The 16,746-nt window shown below is 74.1% G+C and carries 13 protein-coding genes; 2 read left to right on the plus strand and 11 right to left on the minus strand.

Annotated elements, in window-relative coordinates; all coding sequences use genetic code 11:
* Nucleotides 1-39 precede the first annotated feature (39 nt).
* From ACZ3J7_RS01890 to ACZ3J7_RS01925, 8 genes are read right to left on the minus strand one after another with little or no spacing between them, the layout of a single operon-like run.
* A complete protein-coding gene (locus ACZ3J7_RS01890) occupies nt 40-1,065 on the minus strand; it encodes an SDR family oxidoreductase (RefSeq protein ID WP_465615798.1) in 1,026 nt (341 codons plus the stop codon).
* Between the two features lie 23 nt (nt 1,066-1,088).
* A complete protein-coding gene (locus tag ACZ3J7_RS01895; protein ID WP_465615800.1) occupies nt 1,089-2,351 on the minus strand; it encodes a beta-ketoacyl-[acyl-carrier-protein] synthase family protein in 1,263 nt (420 codons plus the stop codon).
* Nucleotides 2,348-2,671, minus strand: coding sequence for an acyl carrier protein (locus ACZ3J7_RS01900; RefSeq protein WP_465615802.1), 324 nt, complete (start codon nt 2,669-2,671; stop codon nt 2,348-2,350). Before ACZ3J7_RS01900 ends, ACZ3J7_RS01895 begins: the two co-directional genes overlap by 4 nt.
* Nucleotides 2,658-4,037, minus strand: a complete 1,380-nt coding sequence (locus tag ACZ3J7_RS01905; RefSeq protein WP_465615804.1) for an aspartate aminotransferase family protein — start codon at nt 4,035-4,037, stop codon at nt 2,658-2,660. Before ACZ3J7_RS01905 ends, ACZ3J7_RS01900 begins: the two co-directional genes overlap by 14 nt.
* Nucleotides 4,034-4,495 (minus strand): type II toxin-antitoxin system RatA family toxin, encoded by a 462-nt coding sequence (locus ACZ3J7_RS01910; protein ID WP_465615806.1) that lies wholly within the window; start codon nt 4,493-4,495, stop codon nt 4,034-4,036. Before ACZ3J7_RS01910 ends, ACZ3J7_RS01905 begins: the two co-directional genes overlap by 4 nt.
* Nucleotides 4,482-5,687, minus strand: a complete 1,206-nt coding sequence (locus tag ACZ3J7_RS01915; RefSeq protein WP_465615808.1) for a GNAT family N-acetyltransferase — start codon at nt 5,685-5,687, stop codon at nt 4,482-4,484. The genes ACZ3J7_RS01910 and ACZ3J7_RS01915 overlap by 14 nt, the downstream gene beginning before the upstream one ends.
* 16 nt (nt 5,688-5,703) lie before the next feature.
* Nucleotides 5,704-6,834, minus strand: coding sequence for an acyl-CoA dehydrogenase family protein (locus ACZ3J7_RS01920; RefSeq protein WP_465615810.1), 1,131 nt, complete (start codon nt 6,832-6,834; stop codon nt 5,704-5,706).
* Between the two features lie 38 nt (nt 6,835-6,872).
* Nucleotides 6,873-8,120 carry a cytochrome P450 gene (locus ACZ3J7_RS01925; protein ID WP_465615812.1) on the minus strand — a complete coding sequence of 416 codons (1,248 nt, stop codon included), beginning with the start codon at nt 8,118-8,120 and terminating at the stop codon, nt 6,873-6,875.
* Nucleotides 8,121-8,501: 381 nt separating this feature from the next.
* Between ACZ3J7_RS01925 and ACZ3J7_RS01930 the strand changes: the two genes are divergently transcribed.
* Nucleotides 8,502-9,275: a glycosyltransferase family 2 protein gene (locus ACZ3J7_RS01930; protein WP_465615814.1), complete on the plus strand. Its 774-nt coding sequence runs from the start codon at nt 8,502-8,504 to the stop codon at nt 9,273-9,275.
* 85 nt (nt 9,276-9,360) lie between these two features.
* Here ACZ3J7_RS01930 and ACZ3J7_RS01935 read toward each other — a convergent pair whose 3' ends face one another.
* Nucleotides 9,361-10,578 carry a cellulose-binding domain-containing protein gene (locus ACZ3J7_RS01935; RefSeq protein WP_465615816.1) on the minus strand — a complete coding sequence of 406 codons (1,218 nt, stop codon included), beginning with the start codon at nt 10,576-10,578 and terminating at the stop codon, nt 9,361-9,363.
* Between the two features lie 85 nt (nt 10,579-10,663).
* Nucleotides 10,664-11,818 (minus strand): lytic polysaccharide monooxygenase, encoded by a 1,155-nt coding sequence (locus ACZ3J7_RS01940; protein WP_465615818.1) that lies wholly within the window; start codon nt 11,816-11,818, stop codon nt 10,664-10,666.
* Nucleotides 11,819-12,098: 280 nt separating this feature from the next.
* Here ACZ3J7_RS01940 and dnaE point away from each other — a divergent pair, with 280 nt between their 5' ends.
* Nucleotides 12,099-15,650, plus strand: a complete 3,552-nt coding sequence (dnaE, locus tag ACZ3J7_RS01945) for a DNA polymerase III subunit alpha (RefSeq protein WP_465615819.1) — start codon at nt 12,099-12,101, stop codon at nt 15,648-15,650.
* Here dnaE and ACZ3J7_RS01950 read toward each other — a convergent pair.
* Entirely contained in the window at nt 15,557-16,447 is an 891-nt protein-coding gene (locus ACZ3J7_RS01950; RefSeq protein WP_465615821.1) for a YihY/virulence factor BrkB family protein, read from the minus strand. The genes dnaE and ACZ3J7_RS01950 overlap by 94 nt on opposite strands.
* Nucleotides 16,448-16,746: the final 299 nt, after the last annotated feature.

Here is a 16,746-nt window from a genome sequence, read left to right on the forward strand (position 1 = left end):
CCACCGGTGACCCTGCTCGCCCCCGTCCGCCGGAACGCTTCAGCGGGCGGGGGCGAGCAGGGTCCAGGGTTCGGGGCGGGCCAGGGCGAGGCGGGGGCGGCGCCGGGCCCAGTGGTGGACGGAGGCGGCCATCGCGCCGGCCGGGTCGGGGACCTTCCAGGTGGGGGTGAACGGGCGGCGCATGCTGGTGTAGCTCTGGAACATGGCGAGGAGCCGGACGGCCTGGCTCTGGACCGGGGTGAGGTGGCGGTCGGAGAGCGGGAGGAAGAAGCGGTTCCAGCTGTCGGTGGGGATGAGCGGGGGGCGTTCGACGGGGGGTGCGCCGTGGGCGGCGCGGAAGTCGTTGAGCGTGGTGAGGATGACGTCGAGGAGGGTGTCGAGGTCGAGGCTGTCGGGGCCGGCGGCGATCACCTCGGTGCGGGGGCTCGCGGGCGGTTCGGCGAGGACGGCGGCGGCCAGCGCGGCGGCGACCTCGTCGACGGGGCTGATCTCGGCGTGGCCGGCCGGGTCGCCGACCACGACGGCGGCGGTGCCGGAGACCAGCGCCTGCAGCATGGTGTAGGGGCCGGAGAAGCGGGCGATCGCGCCGGTGTCCCGGCGGCCGACGACCAGCGGCGGGCGGACCAGGGTGAGCGGGCCGGAGTGCCGGTCGCGGGCGAGGTCCTCGCAGCGGGCCTTGGACCACTCGTAGCCGTTGCGGTAGCCCTCGAACTCGGCGCCGCGCAGGTCCTCGGGGTTGCGGTCGCCGCCGACGTACGCGGTGGAGACCTGGACGAGGTGGGTGTCGCGGTCGGCGAGGGCGAGGACGGCGCGCAGCGGGTCGAGGTTGGCGGCGGTGGCCTCGTCGCGGCCGAGGGTCCAGCGGGTGCTGGCGGCGGCGTGCACGATGACGTCCCAGTGGCCGGCGAGTTCGGGCGGCGGGGGTTCGGCGCCCATCCGCCAGCGGACGGTGCGTTCGCCCCGGCGGGAGACCGGGACGAGGTCGACGGCGGGGGCCTCGGCCCTCAGCCGGTCGGCGAGTTCGGTGCCGACGACGCCGGTCGCGCCGGTGAGCAGGACGCGCATGGGGTGGCTCCCTCTCGGGTGGGTCAGGTGGGGGGTGCGAGCACCAGGCAGGCGTTCTGGCCGCCGAAGCCGAAGGCGTTGGAGAGGACGGGTGCGGGGGCGACGGCGCGCGGGGTGCGGTGGACGAGGTCGAGCAGGTCGGCTTCGGGGCTGGCCCGCAGGTTGGCGATCGGCGGGACGAGTCCGTCGGCGGCGCAGCGCAGCGCGAGCGCGGCGGCGAGGGCCCCGGCGGCGCCGATCAGGTGGCCGGTGACGCCCTTGATCGCGGTGACGGGCGGGGGCGCGGCGCCGTAGCAGCGGGCGACGGCGCGGGCCTCGGCGCGGTCGCCGGGGACGGTGGAGGTGCCGTGGGCGCTGATGTGGCCGATGTCGGCGAGGGCGAGTCCGGCGTCGGCGACGGCGGCGCGCATGCAGCGGGCGGCGACTTCGCCGTCCTCGTGCGGGGCGGCGATGTGGAAGGCGTCGCAGTTCTCGGCGTAGCCGGCGATCTCGCCGTGGATCCGGGCGCCGCGGGCGCGGGCCGCGGCCCAGCGTTCCAGGACCAGGACGACGGCGCCCTCGCCCATCACGAAGCCGTCCCGGTCGGCGTCGAACGGGCGGCTGGCGAGGGCGGGTTCGTCGTTGCGCAGGGAGAGGGCGCGCATCCGGGCGAAGGAGCCGAGCACGACGGTGCTGACGGCGGCGTCGACACCGCCGGCCACCGCGACGTCGAGTTCGCCGTACCGGATCCGGCGGGCGGCCTCGGCGAGGGCGGTGCCGCCGCTGGCGCAGGCGCTGGAGTAGGTGGTGCAGACGCCCTGGAATCCGTGGCGCAGCGCGACCCGGCAGGCGGGCGAGTTGGCCATGGTGCGCGGGACGGTGTGCACGGGCAGGTCGCGGGGGCGGTGGACGTAGCCGGCGGTGGCGTCCTCCATGCTGGTGAGGCCGCCGATGCCGGTGCCGATCTGGACGCCGATCCGCTCGCGCGGCTGCCCGGCGGGCAGGTCGGCGTCGGCGAGCGCGTCGGCGGCGGCGCACAGCAGCAGCCGGGCGGGGCGGTCGATCTGCCGGGCCTCGCGCCGGCTGAGGTACGGCTCGGTGTCGAACTCCGGTACCAGGCAGGCGATGTGGACGGGCAGGTCGGCCTCGGCGAGGCGGTCGAGCCGGGTCGCGGTGGGCTTGCCGGCCAGCACGGCGGCGTACGCCTCGTCGAGGGTGGTGCCGGCCGGGGTCTTCAGGCCGATGCCGGTGACGGCGACCCGGTGGCCGCCGGACGGGTGCCGGTCGACGCTCGCCCGGGGCCTCACGCGGGGCCGCCCGCGGGCGCGGTCAGGGTGATGACCGCGTTGGCGGTGCGGCTGCCGGGCGCGGCGGTGGCGGGGTCGCGCAGGCGGGCGTGCAGCAGGTCGACGGCGTGGCCGACGTCGCGGGCCGAGACCAGGTCGTCGGGGTCGATCCGCAGGCGCAGGGTGCGTTCCAACCGGGCGCCGATCTCCATGAGTTCGAGGCTGTCGATGCCGTAGTCGTCGGCCAGGCTGGTCCGGTCCCGCAGTTCCTCGGGCTCGGTGCCGAGGACGTCGGCGACCACCGTCCGGACCGTGGCGGCGAGTTCCTCACGCGTGAGCACCTGGGTGCGCTCCTTCGATGGTCGGGTCCGGGACGGGGGTCGGGTCCGGGGCCGGGTGGTTGCGGCCGGTGGCGGCGAGTGCGGCGTCCAGCAGGGCCGCGGCCTCGTCGAGTTCGGCGGGGGTGGCGATCAGCGGCGGCAGCAGCCGGATGGTGGTGGGGCGGCTGAGGCAGGGGGAGACCAGCAGGCCGGCGGCGGCCAGTTCGAGGACCATGGCGCCGGCCTGCCGCGGGGTGGCGCAGTCGAGGCCGCGCAGCAGGCCGCGGCCGGGCAGGGCGCGCACCACGGCGGGGTGGCGCTGCCGCAGGCCGGTCAGCAGGGCGTCCAGCCGGTCGGCCGACTCGCGTCCGTGGTCGGCGAGTCCTTCGATCGCGTCGAGGGCGGCGGGGACGGCGGCGCAGCTCAGCGGGTGGCCGCCGAAGGTCGCCGAGTGCAGGAACGGGTCGGCGGCCAGCGGCGCGTACAGGCGCTCGGTGCACAGCAGCGCGGAGAGCGGGACGACGCCGCCGCCGAGCGGCTTGCCGAGCAGCACGGCGTCGACCGGCAGGCCGTCGGCGAGCGCGACCGAGCGTTCGCCGCAGCGGCGCAGGCCGCACTGGATCTCGTCGACGATGACGAACGCGCCGGCCCGGGCGGCGTCCGCGCACCACTGGCGCAGCACCTCGGTGGGCAGCGGCCGGGCGCCGTTCTCGCCCTGGACGGGTTCCAGGACGACGGCGGCGAGCTGCCCGTCGGCGCTCTCGCGGGCGACGGCGGCCTCGTCGTCGGCGGCGACGTGCACGGTGTCGACCTCGCAGCCGAGCAGACCGCGCCGGTAGAGCGGGCTGTGGGTGAGCGCGAGGGCGCCCAGCGACTTGCCGTGGAAGCCGCCCCGGACGGCCAGCACGCGGGGGCGTCCGGTGGCCAACCTGGCGAGTTTCACCGCGACTTCGACCACGTCGGCGCCGTTCAGGCCGAAGTGGACCTTGGGGAGGGCGTCGCCGAGGTAGCCGCTGAGCCGGGCGGCGGCCTCGGCGGCGACCGGGTTGGCCAGGCTGCGGGTCGCGGTCGGCATGGTGTCGAGCCGGGCCCGGACGGCGGCGGTGACGGCGGGGTGGCGGTGGCCGAGCAGGGTGACGGCGTAGGAGCCGAAGTCGAGTGCGCTGCGGCCGTCGGAGAGAGTGACCCGGCAGCCGGTGGCGGCCGCCTCGACGGCGCCGCGGCCGGCGAAGCCGCCGGTGAGCGCGAGTTTCGGGGAGAGGTGGCGGCGCAGCCGGTCGAAGGCGACCGCGGCGTCGACCGCCGGTGCGGCTCCCGGGCCGGCGGGTGCGGCTCCCGGGCCGGCGGGTGCGGCTCCCGGGCCGGCCGGTGCGTCGACGGCGGTCATCGGGCGGCCCCTTCGAGGTCGGGGCGCATCCGCCGCTCCAGCGCGCCGAGCATCTGCGCGGCGCTCTCCCGCAGGGCGTCGGCCGCGACGGGGTTGAGCATGTCGGCGAGCAGCGGGATGCCGAGGTCGAAGTCGACCCGCAGGGCGACGGTGCTGCCGCCGTCCGGTGCGGGGGTCACCGCCCAGTGGCCGGCGAACGAGCCGAGGTCGCCGGTGAGTTGCTCGAAGTCGAAGCGGCGGGCGGCGTGGTCGATCACCTCGGCCTCGACCCAGCGCAGCACCGAGCCCTCCAGCCGGACCGACCAGGCGGTGGTGCGGTGCGACTCGTCGGTCTGTTCGACGAGTTCGACCGAGTCGACGCTCTCCATGCAGGCGGGGTAGCCGAGGACGTCCAGCACCACCGGCCAGGCGTCCTCGGGCGCCGCGCTGACGGGCAACTCGACTTCAACGTGCGGCATGTGACGGCCTTTCAGCAGATCGGCGGGGGTCGTGCGGGCCGAGCGCCTCGGCGCGGGCGGCGGCCAGGGCGGGCGGCAGAACCCGGCGCAGCACGGCGCGGGGCAGCGGCCGGACGTGCGTCATCGCGTGCCACTGCTCGACCAGCGCGCAGCCCATCTCGACCTTGGGCAGGTACGCGGTCTGGGCGAAGCGGATCCGGCGGCAGCCGGCGGCGATCGCCAGCCGGACGGCCGCGTAGTGCAGGTTGTGGTAGAGCGCGGCCCGGTGGGCGAGGCGGTAGTCGAGGCCGATCCGGGCGCCGGTCGCGGCGGTGCCGTCCGGGCCGAACAGGCAGAGCAGGAAGCCCACCGCCCGTTCGGTGCTTCCCCGGGTCTCCAGGCAGACCACCAGGCGGCTGCGCGGGTCGGCGGCGACGGCGGCCAGGAAGGCGTGGTCGAGCACGTCGAGGGTCTGGTCGGCCCGGTCCATCACCTGCCGGTAGAGGGCGAGGAGTTGCGGCAGCAGGTGCCGGTACTCGGTCAACACCTCGATCCGCAGGCCGGGTTGGGCTTCGAATCGACGGATCTTGGCCCGGGCGTTGCGGCGCGGCTTGGCCGGGAGGGCGGCCAGGTAGTCGTCGAACGAGCCGCCGTCCAGGGTGAGTTCGGTGTCGGGCAGGGCGGGGGCGAGGAAGAACCCGGCCTCGCGCAGCGGGGTGCGCAGCGGGGCGAGGTCCGGTCCGGCGAAGTCCTTGAACAGGACGGTGCCGAGGCGTTCGCGCCGGGCGAGGTCGAGCGCGGCGGCGACCAGCAGCCGTCCGGCGGCCGGGTCGAGCGGCGCGGCGGCGGGCAGCCGGCCCTGGCCGAGCAGGTGGCCGCAGAACAGCGTGGGCACCCGGAGCAGGCCGGGGGCGAGGCGGTTCAGCGGGGCGAGGCGGCGGCGTTCGGCGGGGCCGACGATCCGGTCCAGCCGCAGGTCGCGGAAGAGGCAGAGCGGCAGCACCGCGACGGGTTCGCCGTCCCGGCGCAGCAGCAGGTGGGCGTAGCCGTCGGGGCCGACCCGGGCGCGTTCCAGTGCGGTGAACACCTCGCGGGACCACATCGGGTCGTCCGCCGGGGCCAGCCGCTCCCACAGGCCGGGCGGCAGCTCGCCGACGCCGCGCAGCACGTCGACCCGGTGGCGGCCCGTGGACCACCGCCGGGTTCCTTCCACCGGTCGCCGCACCGGTTCAGCCGATCCGCAGCGGGCGGCCGTCCAGGAACTCCCGCAGCGGGCGGGCCATCCTGGTGCGGGCCGGCGGGTGGAAGGTCAGGCCGACGGCGGCGGAGGCCAGGTAGGAGCAGTCCGGGGAGGTGATGAAGGACATCCCGCCGAGCGCCGCCAGGCAGGCCCGTGCGCTCTCGGCGACGGCGTCCTGCGCGGCGTAGCGGGCGGTCAGCGCCCGGACCAGCAGTTCCTCGTCCCAGGGCCCGTCGTCCATCGCCCGGGCGACGGCCTCGACGGCGAGCACCGCGGCCTCGACCGGGACGAGGTAGGGCGTCGGGTCGTCGGTGTCGCCGCCGGGGCGGCGCAGCGTCCGTTCGACCAGGGCGCTGGCGACGCCGAGGTAGCCGGCGGTCAGCAGCAGTTCGAACCAGAGGAACCCGGCGGTGTTCAGCGCGTCCGGCACGGCGTCGGCGGTGACCTCGGTGACGACCACCATGGACGGGTCCAGCTCGACGTCGGTGAGCCGGACTTCGTCGCTCTCGGCGCCGGCGAGGATCGGCGTGCCCCAGAACGGGTGGACGCTGATGCCGGGGGTGTCGGCGGGGATCAGCGCGACGGCGAGGCGGTCGACGCCGTCCGGGCCGGTGAGCGCGACGGAGGCGGTCAGCAGGTCCATCGAGCGGGCCAGGCTGCACGGCTTCTTGCTGCCGTTCAGCACGATCCGGTCGCCGCGCCGCTCGGCGCTCAGGTGCGGGGTGAGGATGTTCTGCCCGGGGCGGCCCTCGGCGAACCCGGAGGCCACCAGCAGCCGCCGCTTGGCGACGGTCTCCAGCAGCGCGCCCTCCAGGCCGTCGCCGTACTTCGCGGCCTCGACCAGGCCCGCGACCGAGAAGTGGTGCATGGTGGTGGCGACCGCGAGCGAGGGGCAGCGGGCCCCGACCGCCCGCTGCACCCGGACGGCCTGCAGCGCGCTCGCGCCCGCCCCGGCGTAGGCGGCGGGCACCAGCAGGCCGGGGCCGCCGGCCGCCTTGAACGCGGCGACCGCCGGGCTGGGCGTGCGCTCCAGGTCGGCCAGCGGGTGGCGGGCCAGCTCCTGGTCCAACCCGGGCATCAGCGCGTCGAGTTCGGCGCGTTCGCGGTGCAGGAAGTTCACGGGCACGTCCTTCGGGAGGGGGTGCGGCGGGCGGAGGGTCAGGCGGTGTCGTCCGCCAGCGGGAGCGCGTCGAACGCGCGCAGGCAGGCCGAGGCGCGCCGGGTGGGCGCCCCGGCGGGGGCGAGGCGCGGGAAGCGGTCGAGCAGGCGGCCCAGCAGCAGCGCGCCCTCCAGCCGGGCCAGTGCCGCGCCGAGGCAGTAGTGCGGTCCGGCGCCGAAGCTCAGCACGTGGCTGCCGGTGCGGCGGACCAGGAACGCGTCCGGGTCGGGGTGGCGGGCCGGGTCCCGGTTGGCGGCGCCGAGCACGGCGGTGACGCTGCCCCCGGCCGGGACGGCCGCCCCGCCGACCTCGACCGGGCGCAGCGCCAGCCGCTCGGTCATCAGGACGGGCCCGTCCCAGCGCAGCGCCTCCTCGACGGCGCCGGGCAGCAGGCCGGGGTCGGCGCGCAGCTGCGCGGCCTGGTCGGGGTGGGTGAGCAGGGCGTGGACGGCGGTGCCGAGCAGGCCGGCGGTGGTCTCGAAGCCGGCCACGAAGACCAGCAGCAGCAGGTCCGCCGTCTCGGCTTCGCCGAGCGGCCGTCCGCCGGGGTCCCGGAGCAGGTCGGAGGCGAGGTCCCCGGCGGGGCGGGCGCGGCGGTCGCGCAGCAGGGCGGTGAAGTACGTCCGCAGTTCGGTGACGGCCGCGTCCGCCCGCCGCCAGTCCTCGTCCGAGCGGACCGGTTCCAGCAGCCGGGCGGCGTCCCGGCCGAGCCGGTGGAAGTGCGCCTGGTCCGCGCGGGGCACCCCGATCAGTTCACCGACCACCGCGACCGGCAGCGGGTACCCCACCAGTGCCTGGAATTCGGCCGTCGCACCGCCCGCCAGCGCGTCCGCGAGATCGTCGAGCAATTCGTCGACGATCTTCTCCACGGCGGTCGGGAGTTCCGCCACCCGGCGCGGCCCGAAGGCCGCCGCGAGCGGGCCGCGCAGCCGCTCGTGGGCGGCGCCGTTGGTGCCGAGCAGCGAGGCGTAGAAGAAGTCCGCGGCCGGGCGGGCCGGCCAGTCGGGGTGCGCGCGCCGCAGCCACTCCCGGTCCGGCACCGCGAAGGCGGGGCCGGAGAGCACGGCCTGGCAGTCGGCGAACCCGGTCAGGAAGCGGGTGTCCAACTCCGGGCAGTACAGCACCGGAGCGGCGTCCCGCAGCGCGGCGAGCGCCGGGTACGGATCCGCCCCGGCGTCCGGCCCGGCGGCCAGGACCGACCGGAGCAGCCCGTCCGCGTCCACCGGACCGGCCGTGGCACCGCTCAACGCACCCATCCGCCCTCACCGCCGCAGCCGCGCGTGCCGAGCCGGACGAACCGGTCGGGAATTTCCTGTCGTTCGGGCCGAGAGTACCGGAAAGGGATATCCCCGCGCACAGCAGAAAATCATTGGAATGCCCATCTTCTGAACGTGGTTGACGGCGGCTCCGGTCATTTCGGCGCGGGGCGTCCGCCCGACCGGTGCGGCGGTGGCGCGGTCGAGGAGCCCGCAGCGTCCCGCACTCACGGCGCACCGGCGGCGGCCCGCTTGATACGGTTCAGGTCCGCGTCGCAATCCGGTGGCGCGGCGGCCCACCGCCGCCGCACCCGCCCCCGGCCTGCGGCAACGACCTTCCTGTCGTCTCCGACCCGGTTAAGGAGCAGCGCAGTGCCCCTGGTTTCCGTGGTGATGCCGGTGCACAACTCGGCCGCCACCCTTGGTGCTTCGGTGCGCTCCGTGCTCGCGCAGACCCATGCGGACGTCGAGCTGCTGATCACCGACGACGCCTCCAGCGACGGTTCGCCGGACCTGCTGCACGAGCTGGCCCGGCAGGACGACCGGGTGCGTCCGCAGCCGGCGCCCCGGCAGGGCGGCGCCGCCAAGGCCCGCAACCTGGCGCTGGCCCGGGCGCGGGGCGCCTACGTGGCGTTCCTGGACAGCGACGACATGTGGCTGCCGGAGAAGCTGGAACGGCAGCTGGCGTTCGCCGAGGCCGGGGACGCGCCGCTGACGTTCACCTCCTACTACAAGGTCGACGGCGACCACGTGGGCGAGGCCCGCGACTTCACGCCGAACGGGCGGGTGGTGGCGGCCCGGGACCGCGTGACGTACCGGGACATGCTGGTGCAGGACCACATCGGCGCCCTGACCGCGATGTACGACCGCCGGGCGCTGGGCACCCGGCTGATGCCGGACATGCCGAAGCGGCAGGACTACGCGCTGTGGCTGTCGATCATGCGGGACGGGCACGTCGCCCGGGGCCTGCGGGAGCCGCTGGCGATCTACCGGGCCGGCCGGGCGGGCTCGCTCTCCTCGAACAAGCTGTCGCTGGTCGAGCACAACTGGGCGCTGTACCGCCGGCACGAGCGGCTGTCGCTGTTCCGCTCGACGCTGGCGCTGGCCGGCGCGACGGTGCACTCGGTGCGCAAGGGACGGATCTGAGGCACGCGTCCGGCGGACGGCCCGCGCGCCCCGGCTCCGACCCGGGAACCGGGGCCGGAGCCGGGGTCGGAGCCGGAGCGCGGCTTCAGCAGGCGATCGGCGCGGAGCCCAGCGCCACGTCGTCGTACCAGAGGGTGTCGGCGCCGTTGCCGTAGGCCTCCCAGCCGAGGTGCAGGGTGACCGGCCGCGGCGCGGTGGTGCGGACGAGCCACTGCTGGTCGACGTCGGCGGTGGGGACCCCGTCGTCGTGCAGGCCGGGCACCAGCCGGTCGTCGACCCAGGTGTCCATGGACTGCCGGGTGGTGTCGACGGCGAAGCGGACGCACACCCACTGGTTCACCGGCAGCGGCACGCTCTGCGCGACCCCGACCGGGCTCTGCGCGGGCAGCGTGGCGTCGTCGGACTCGCGGTTCCACTGCAGGGCGCCGTTCTGGCCGCCCAGCCGAAGGTGCCGGTTCCCGTCGTTGCCGTCCGCCATGGTGACCATCGCGACGTGGTCGGCCGGCAGCGCGGTGCCGTGCCGGACCCAGTACCGGGCGTACACCACCGGGCCGACCGAGGCGACGTTCTTGGTGGTGGCCGCGAACACGTGGTTGCAGTACCCGGCCTGCCCGTCGACCCGCAGCGAGCGCCCGCCGCCGTGCACCACCGAGGTGTCGACGGCCACCTTCCCGGCCCCCGAGCAGTCGGGCGCGGCGACGGCCCAGTCACCGGTCAGCGTGCTGCCGCTCTGGTCCTCGAAGCCCGAGCAGACCACCGCCCCGCCGCAGCCGGCGGGACCGGCCGTGGACGACGACGGGGACGGGGAAGGGGAAGACGACGGGGACGGGGTCGGGGACGGCGTCGGGGAGGGGGTCGGCGTGGGCGACTGGCTGACCGGACCGCCCTGGCACGAAGCGCCGTTGAAGGCGAAATCGGTCGGGACCGGATTGCCGCCCGACCAGGTGCCCTGGAACCCGAAGGCCACCGAGCCCCCGCTGCCGACGCTCCCGTTGTAGCCCAGGCTGCTCGCCGTCACGGCGGTGCCGCTCTGGCTCACCTGCGCGTTCCAGGCCGAGGTCACCCGCTGCCCGGCCGCGAAGGTCCAGCTCAGCGTCCAGCCGCTCACCGGCGCGCCCGTGTTGGTGACCGTCACCTGCGCGGTGAAGCCGCCGTTCCACTCGTTGTTCGTCCAGGCGACCTGACAGGCCCCGCCGGTCGCGCTCCAGGCCGGTCGCTCCCCCGTTCCGGCCAGCAGCCCGAGGACCACCGCCACCACCGCCGCGAGCACCGCCGCCCGGCCCCGCGCACCGCTCCGTACCATGTCGAACCTCCTTGCCGTTTCCGTCCGTGGGCGTTTCCTGGGGGTACGGGCCCCGGACCCTGGCGCGGGTCCGGGGCCCCGGGTGTCACGAGGCGGTGCAGGTGAGGGAGCCGGCCGGGAGGTTGTTGCCGGTGGAGTTGGCGGTGAAGCCGAAGGTGGTGCTGGAGTTCGCGCCGATGGTGCCGTTGTAGGCCGCGTTCCGCACCGTCACGTCACTGCCGGACGCGGTCAGCGTGCCGTTCCACAGGTTGGTGATCGTGGTGCCGGCGCCGGTCCTCCACTTCAGCGTCCAGGAGCTGACCGGCGTCGCGTTGTGGTTCATCACCTCCACCGCCGCCTGGAAGCCCCCGCCCCAGGTGCCGACCACGCTGTACGTCGCCATGCACCCGCTGCTCGGCATCGGGCTGCCACTGGCGCTGGCGGACGGGGACGGGGACGGGCTGGCGCTGGCGGACGCGCTGGCGGACGGGCTCGGGCTGGCGCTCGCACTGGCGCTCGGGCTCGGGCTCGGGGACGCCGACGGGCTCGGCTGGTGGATGCCGGTGACCTCGCCGTGGCCGCCGTCGAAGACGATGTCCGAGCAGGAGAAGAAGTTCTCCTGGCTGTCCGAGCGCACCCACTGGATGAACATCAGGGCGGGCCCGCTGCGCCCGGACGGCAGGGTGAGGTTCCAGTAGTAGTGGCCGCCGTCCGCGCCGGAGCTGCCGGCCTGCGGCGGGTTGGCGGTGGTGGCGACCAGGCCGAGGTCGGCCCAGGCCAGCGGGGTGGTGGGCGACCATCCCTGCTTGGTGACGTAGACCCGGAACTCGCCGGGGTGCGCGGCCCAGTTCGAGTAGTCGACCTCGATGGTCGCGCCGGCGGTGAGGTGGGTCTTGGGCCAGTCGTCGCGGGCCGCGTTGTAGGCGGAGAAGTCGTACGGGGACTTGTTGCCGGCGCTGCACAGGGTGCCGTCCGGCACGTATCCCTGGCCGCGGCCGCCCGCGTTGGAGTCGAGCACCGCGAACCAGTTGTAGAGCGGCGTGGGGCCGCTCTGCGCGAGGGCGGCCTGGCAGGCCGGGTTGGTGGGGGTGAGCGCGCCGGTGCCGGTGAGGCCGTCCTGGTAGCACAGGTAGGTGCGGGAGCCCGGCACCATCGCCACGCCGTGCGCCTGGGCGGGCGGCTGGCCGATCAGCAGCGCGCAGAGGGTGGCGACCGCGGTCGCCAGGGCGGCGAGGAGGGTGGGGGTCGTGCGTCGGGTCATGGGGGTTTCACCACCTCGGTGGAGGGGGCCCGCCGGTGCCGTCCCGGCCGGGCGGGCCGTCTGACTGGGAAAAAGACATGCGCATGCCATGCGTGGGGACCCGGGCGCGCTCCGGAGCCTCAAAGTAACCGGCCGGTCGGGGGGTGTAAACGGACCGCGTCCGCGACCGTGAAAGGTACACGCGCGCGGGGTGGCGATCCGCCGATCGGGCGCGGCGGGAGGGCCCGGCCGCATTAGGGTGGGGAGTCCTTCCGCACGCCCATCCGAGGAGCGCACCGCCGTGGCCGACAGCTTCGCCCACCTGCACGTCCACACCGAGTACTCGATGCTGGACGGCGCCGCGAAGAACGGGAAGCTCTTCGCGGAGGCGGAGAGACAGGGCATGCCCGCGATCGCGATGAGCGACCACGGAAACATGTTCGGCGCGTACGAGTTCTTCCACGCGGCCGCGAAGACCGGGGTGAAGCCGATCATCGGCATCGAGGCGTACGTCGCGCCCGGTTCGCGGTTCGAGAAGAAGCAGGTGTTCTGGTCGCCGGGCGGCCAGCGCCCGACCGGGTCGGACGGCGAGGGCGGCAAGGACGTCTCCGGTGGCGGCCGCTACACCCACATGACGATGTGGGCGCAGAACGCCACCGGGCTGCGCAACCTGTTCAGGCTCTCCTCCCTCGCCTCGATGGAGGGCTACTACATGAAGCCCCGGATGGACCGGGAGCTGATCGCCGCCAACGCCACCGGCATCATCGCCACCACCGGCTGCCCGTCCGGCGAGGTGCAGACCCGGCTGCGGCTGGGCCAGTACGAGGAGGCGGTCAAGGCGGCGGGCGCCTACCAGGACATCTTCGGCAAGGAGAACTACTTCCTGGAGCTGATGGACCACGGCCTGTCCATCGAGCAGGACGTCCGGGCCGACCTGCTGCGCCTCGCCAAGCAGCTGAACATCCCGCTGCTGGCCACCAACGACTCGCACTACGTCACCGCCGACCAGGCCGACGCGCACGACAGCCTGCTCTGTGTCGGCGTGGGCAAGAACAAGGACGACCCGAACCGCTTCAAGTTCAACGGCTCCGGCTACTACGTGAAGACCTCCGAGGAGATGCGCGAGCTGTTCCGCGACCTCCCGGAGGCCTGCGACAACACCCTCGCCATCGCCGAGCGGATCGAGTCGTACGAGGAGGTCTTCACCTACGTCGACCGGATGCCGCAGTTCGACGTGCCCGAGGGCGAGACCCAGGCGTCCTTCCTGCGCAAGAAGATCGCCGCCGGCCTCCAGCACCGCTACGGCGACAACCCGAGCCAGGAGGTGCTGGACCGGGTCGAGCTGGAGATGGGCGTGATCACCCCGATGGGGTTCGACGCCTACTTCCTCGTGGTCGCCGACATCTGCCAGTACGGCCGCGACAACGGCATCCCGGTCGGCCCGGGCCGCGGCTCGGCGGCCGGCTCGATGGTCGCCTACCTGACCGGCATCACCCAGCTCGACCCGCTGGAGCACGACCTGCTGTTCGAGCGCTTCCTCAACCCCGAGCGCATCAACCCCCCGGACGTCGACATCGACTTCGACGACCGCCAGCGCGACCAGATGGTGCGCTACGTCACCGAGAAGTACGGCTCCGCGTACACCGCGCAGGTCAACACCTTCGGCACCATCAAGGCCAAGGCCGCCGTCAAGGACGCCAACCGCATCCTCGGCTACCCGTTCTCGATGGGCGACCGGATCACCAAGGCGATGCCGCCGGACGTGATGGGCAAGGGCGTCCCGCTGGCCGACCTGTTCAACGAGAAGCACCCCCGGTACAACGAGGGCACCGAGATCCGCTCGCTGTACGAGAACGAGCCGGACGTCAAGAAGATCATCGACACCGGCCTCGGCATCGAGGGCCTGATCCGCGGCACCGGCGTGCACGCGGCCGCGGTGATCCTCTCCTCGACGCCGCTGCTCGACCTGATCCCGCTGCACATGCGGGACAAGGACGGCACCATCATCACCGGCTTCGACTACCCGTCGTGCGAAGCCATGGGCCTGATCAAGATGGACTTCCTGGGTCTGCGGAACCTGGGCATCATCGACCACTGCATCAAGATCGTGAAGGCCAACCGGGGCGTCGACGTCGACATCGACAAGATCCCGATCGACGACCCCACCACCTACCAGCTGCTCGCCCGGGGCGACACCCTCGGCGTCTTCCAGCTCGACGGCGGCCCGATGCGCGCCCTGCTGCGCCTGATGAAGCCCACCGAGTTCGCCGACATCTCCGCCGTCTCCGCGCTGTACCGGCCCGGCCCGATGGGCATGAACTCGCACACCAACTACGCGCTGCGCAAGAACGCCCAGCAGGAGATCATCCCGATCCACCCGGAGCTGGAGGAACCCCTCAAGGAGGTCCTCGGCCCCACCTACGGCCTGATCGTCTACCAGGAGCAGGTGCAGCGCGCCGCCCAGGTGCTGGCCGGCTACTCGCTCGGCCAGGCCGACCTGCTGCGCCGCGCGATGGGCAAGAAGAAGAAGGAGGTGCTGGAGAAGGAGTTCGTGCCCTTCCACGCGGGCTGCAAGGAGCGCGGCTACTCGGACGAGGCGATCCAGGCCGTCTGGGACGTGCTGGTCCCGTTCGCCGGCTACGCCTTCAACAAGTCGCACTCCGCCGCGTACGGCCTGGTCTCGTACCAGACCGCCTACCTGAAGGCGAACTACCCGGCCGAGTACATGGCCGCCCTGCTCACCTCGGTCGCCGACGACAAGGACAAGATGGCCGTCTACCTGGCCGAGTGCCGGGCGATGGGCATCCGGATCCTCTCCCCGGACGTCAACGAGTCCGTCGTCGACTTCACCGCCGTCGGCAGCGACGTCCGCTTCGGCCTGAAGGCGGTGCGCAACGTCGGCGTCCCGGTGATCGAGTCGCTGGTCGCCACCCGGGAGGCGAAGGGCAAGTACACCTCCTTCGCCGACTTCCTCGACAAGGTCGAACTGGTCGTCTGCAACAAGCGCACCGTCGACTCGCTGATCAAGGCCGGCGCCTTCGACTCGCTCGGCCACACCCGGCTCTCGCTCAGCACCGTCCACGAGAGCGCCATCGACGCCGTCACCGGCCTCAAGAAGCAGCAGGCGATCGGCCAGGACGACCTGTTCGCGATGCTCGGCGGCGACGACACCCCCGCCATCGGCCTCGACTTCCAGCTCACCGACCGCGAGTGGCCGCGCAAGCAGCTCCTCGGCCTGGAACGCGAGATGCTCGGCCTCTACGTCTCCAGCCACCCGCTGGACGGCGCCGAGCACATCCTCACCAAGAACCGCGACGTCTCCCTGGTCGACCTCCTCAACTCCGGCCGCACCGAGGGCGAGGTCCGCCTCTCCGGCCTGATCACCGGCGTCGACCGCCGGATCAACAAGGCCGGCAATGCCTGGGCGATCATCACCCTCGCCGACCGCGACGGCTCCATCGAGGTGCTCTTCTTCCCCGCCGCCTACCAGCTGATGTCCGCCCAGATGGTCGAGGACAACGTCATCTCCGTCCGCGGCCGCCTCAACGAGCGCGACGGCTCCCTGAGCATCTTCGGCCAGGAGATCACCACCCTCGACATGTCCTCCGCCGAGCTCGGCACCAAGCCCCCCGTCCAGATCACCGCCCCCGTCGGCCGCCTCACCCCCGACGTCGTCGCCGAACTCAAGGCCACCCTCCAGGCCCACCCCGGCGACGTCCCGATCCGCCTGCTCACCACCGGCTGGGACAAGAACACCCTCTACGAACTCGGCTTCACCGTGAACCCCGACAACGGCCTCGCCTCCGACATCAAGACCTTCCTCGGCCCGCACTGCTGGCAGGGCACGGTGTAGGCCCGTCCGGGCCGTCGGCCGACCACGCGGCGCAGCTCGGCGGTGAACTGCGCGCCCGCCAGCAGCGCCAGGTTGGAGAGCCAGAGCCAGACCAGGAACACCACCGCCCCCGCCAGCGAACCGTACAGGCGGCTGTACGTCCCCAACGTGCTCGTGTACAGCGCGAATCCGGCCGAGAGGAGCAGCCAGAGCGCCGCCGCCAGCGCGCCGCCCGGCAGGCTGCCGTACCGCCGCCAGGCCGCCTCGGGCCCGGTCCGGAGCACGATCATCACCAGCCCCGCCGCCACCACCAGCAGCACCGGCCAGCGGACCACCGACCACACCAGCGGGGCCGTCCCGCCCAAGTGCAGCACCCGGCCCACCACCTGGGCGACCGGGCCGCTCAGGATCAGCGCCAGGGCGCCCACCGCCAGCAGCACCAGCAGCACGGCGGCGGTCACCACGATCCGCGGCACCTTCCGCAGCGGGGAACGCCGGTCAGTGGTGCCGTGCATCCGGTGCAGCGCCCGCCGGAACACGGCCAGGTAGCTGCAGCACGACCACAGCGCGCTGCCGGCGCCCGCCACCAGCAGCGTCCAGCCCGCCGAACCGCCGCCCAGCGCCTGGGTCAGCACCCCGCCCAGCTCCGCCCCCGCCTGCCCCGGCACCAGCGCCGCCAGCCGCACCGCCGCCTCCCTCGCCGCCGCCGGACTGACCAGCGCGAAACCCACCACCGTGGCCAGCAGCGCCGGGAGGATCGCCAGGATCGCGTAGTACGTGAGGGCCGCCGCGAAGTCGGTGACGTCCTCGTTCCACATCGTCAACGGCGTGCGCCGCAGCGCCCGCCACCACCGTCTGCCCCCGCCCGACGACCCCGCCACCGCACACCCCTCCCCCAGCGAGACGACCGCGCCCGACCGGCCGCCCGAGTCGGATTCCCGCCCCGCCCGCCGTGAAACCGTCCGGGAACGGTGCCGCCCCGCCTCCCGGGGTGTGGGGGGCGGGGCGGGGTGGTGCCGGGTGCGGGGGTGGGGTCAGAGGGAGAAGACCTCGTCGACCAGGGCGCGCTGTTCGGCGGTGTGGCGCTTGGCGGAGCCGACGGCGGGCGCGGAGGAGG

Source organism: Kitasatospora sp. NPDC015121, assembly GCF_055562955.1.

Excerpts from the sequence above, each read along its gene's own strand:
- ACZ3J7_RS01890 (WP_465615798.1), bottom strand. The coding sequence starts at position 1,065 with ATGCGCGTCCTGCTCACCGGCGCGACCGGCGTCGTCGGCACCGAACTC.
- ACZ3J7_RS01905 (WP_465615804.1), bottom strand. The coding sequence starts at position 4,037 with ATGACCGCCGTCGACGCACCGGCCGGCCCGGGAGCCGCACCCGCCGGC.
- ACZ3J7_RS01910 (WP_465615806.1), bottom strand. The coding sequence starts at position 4,495 with ATGCCGCACGTTGAAGTCGAGTTGCCCGTCAGCGCGGCGCCCGAGGAC.
- ACZ3J7_RS01935 (WP_465615816.1), bottom strand. The coding sequence starts at position 10,578 with ATGGTACGGAGCGGTGCGCGGGGCCGGGCGGCGGTGCTCGCGGCGGTG.
- ACZ3J7_RS01940 (WP_465615818.1), bottom strand. The coding sequence starts at position 11,818 with ATGACCCGACGCACGACCCCCACCCTCCTCGCCGCCCTGGCGACCGCG.
- ACZ3J7_RS01950 (WP_465615821.1), bottom strand. The coding sequence starts at position 16,447 with ATGTGGAACGAGGACGTCACCGACTTCGCGGCGGCCCTCACGTACTAC.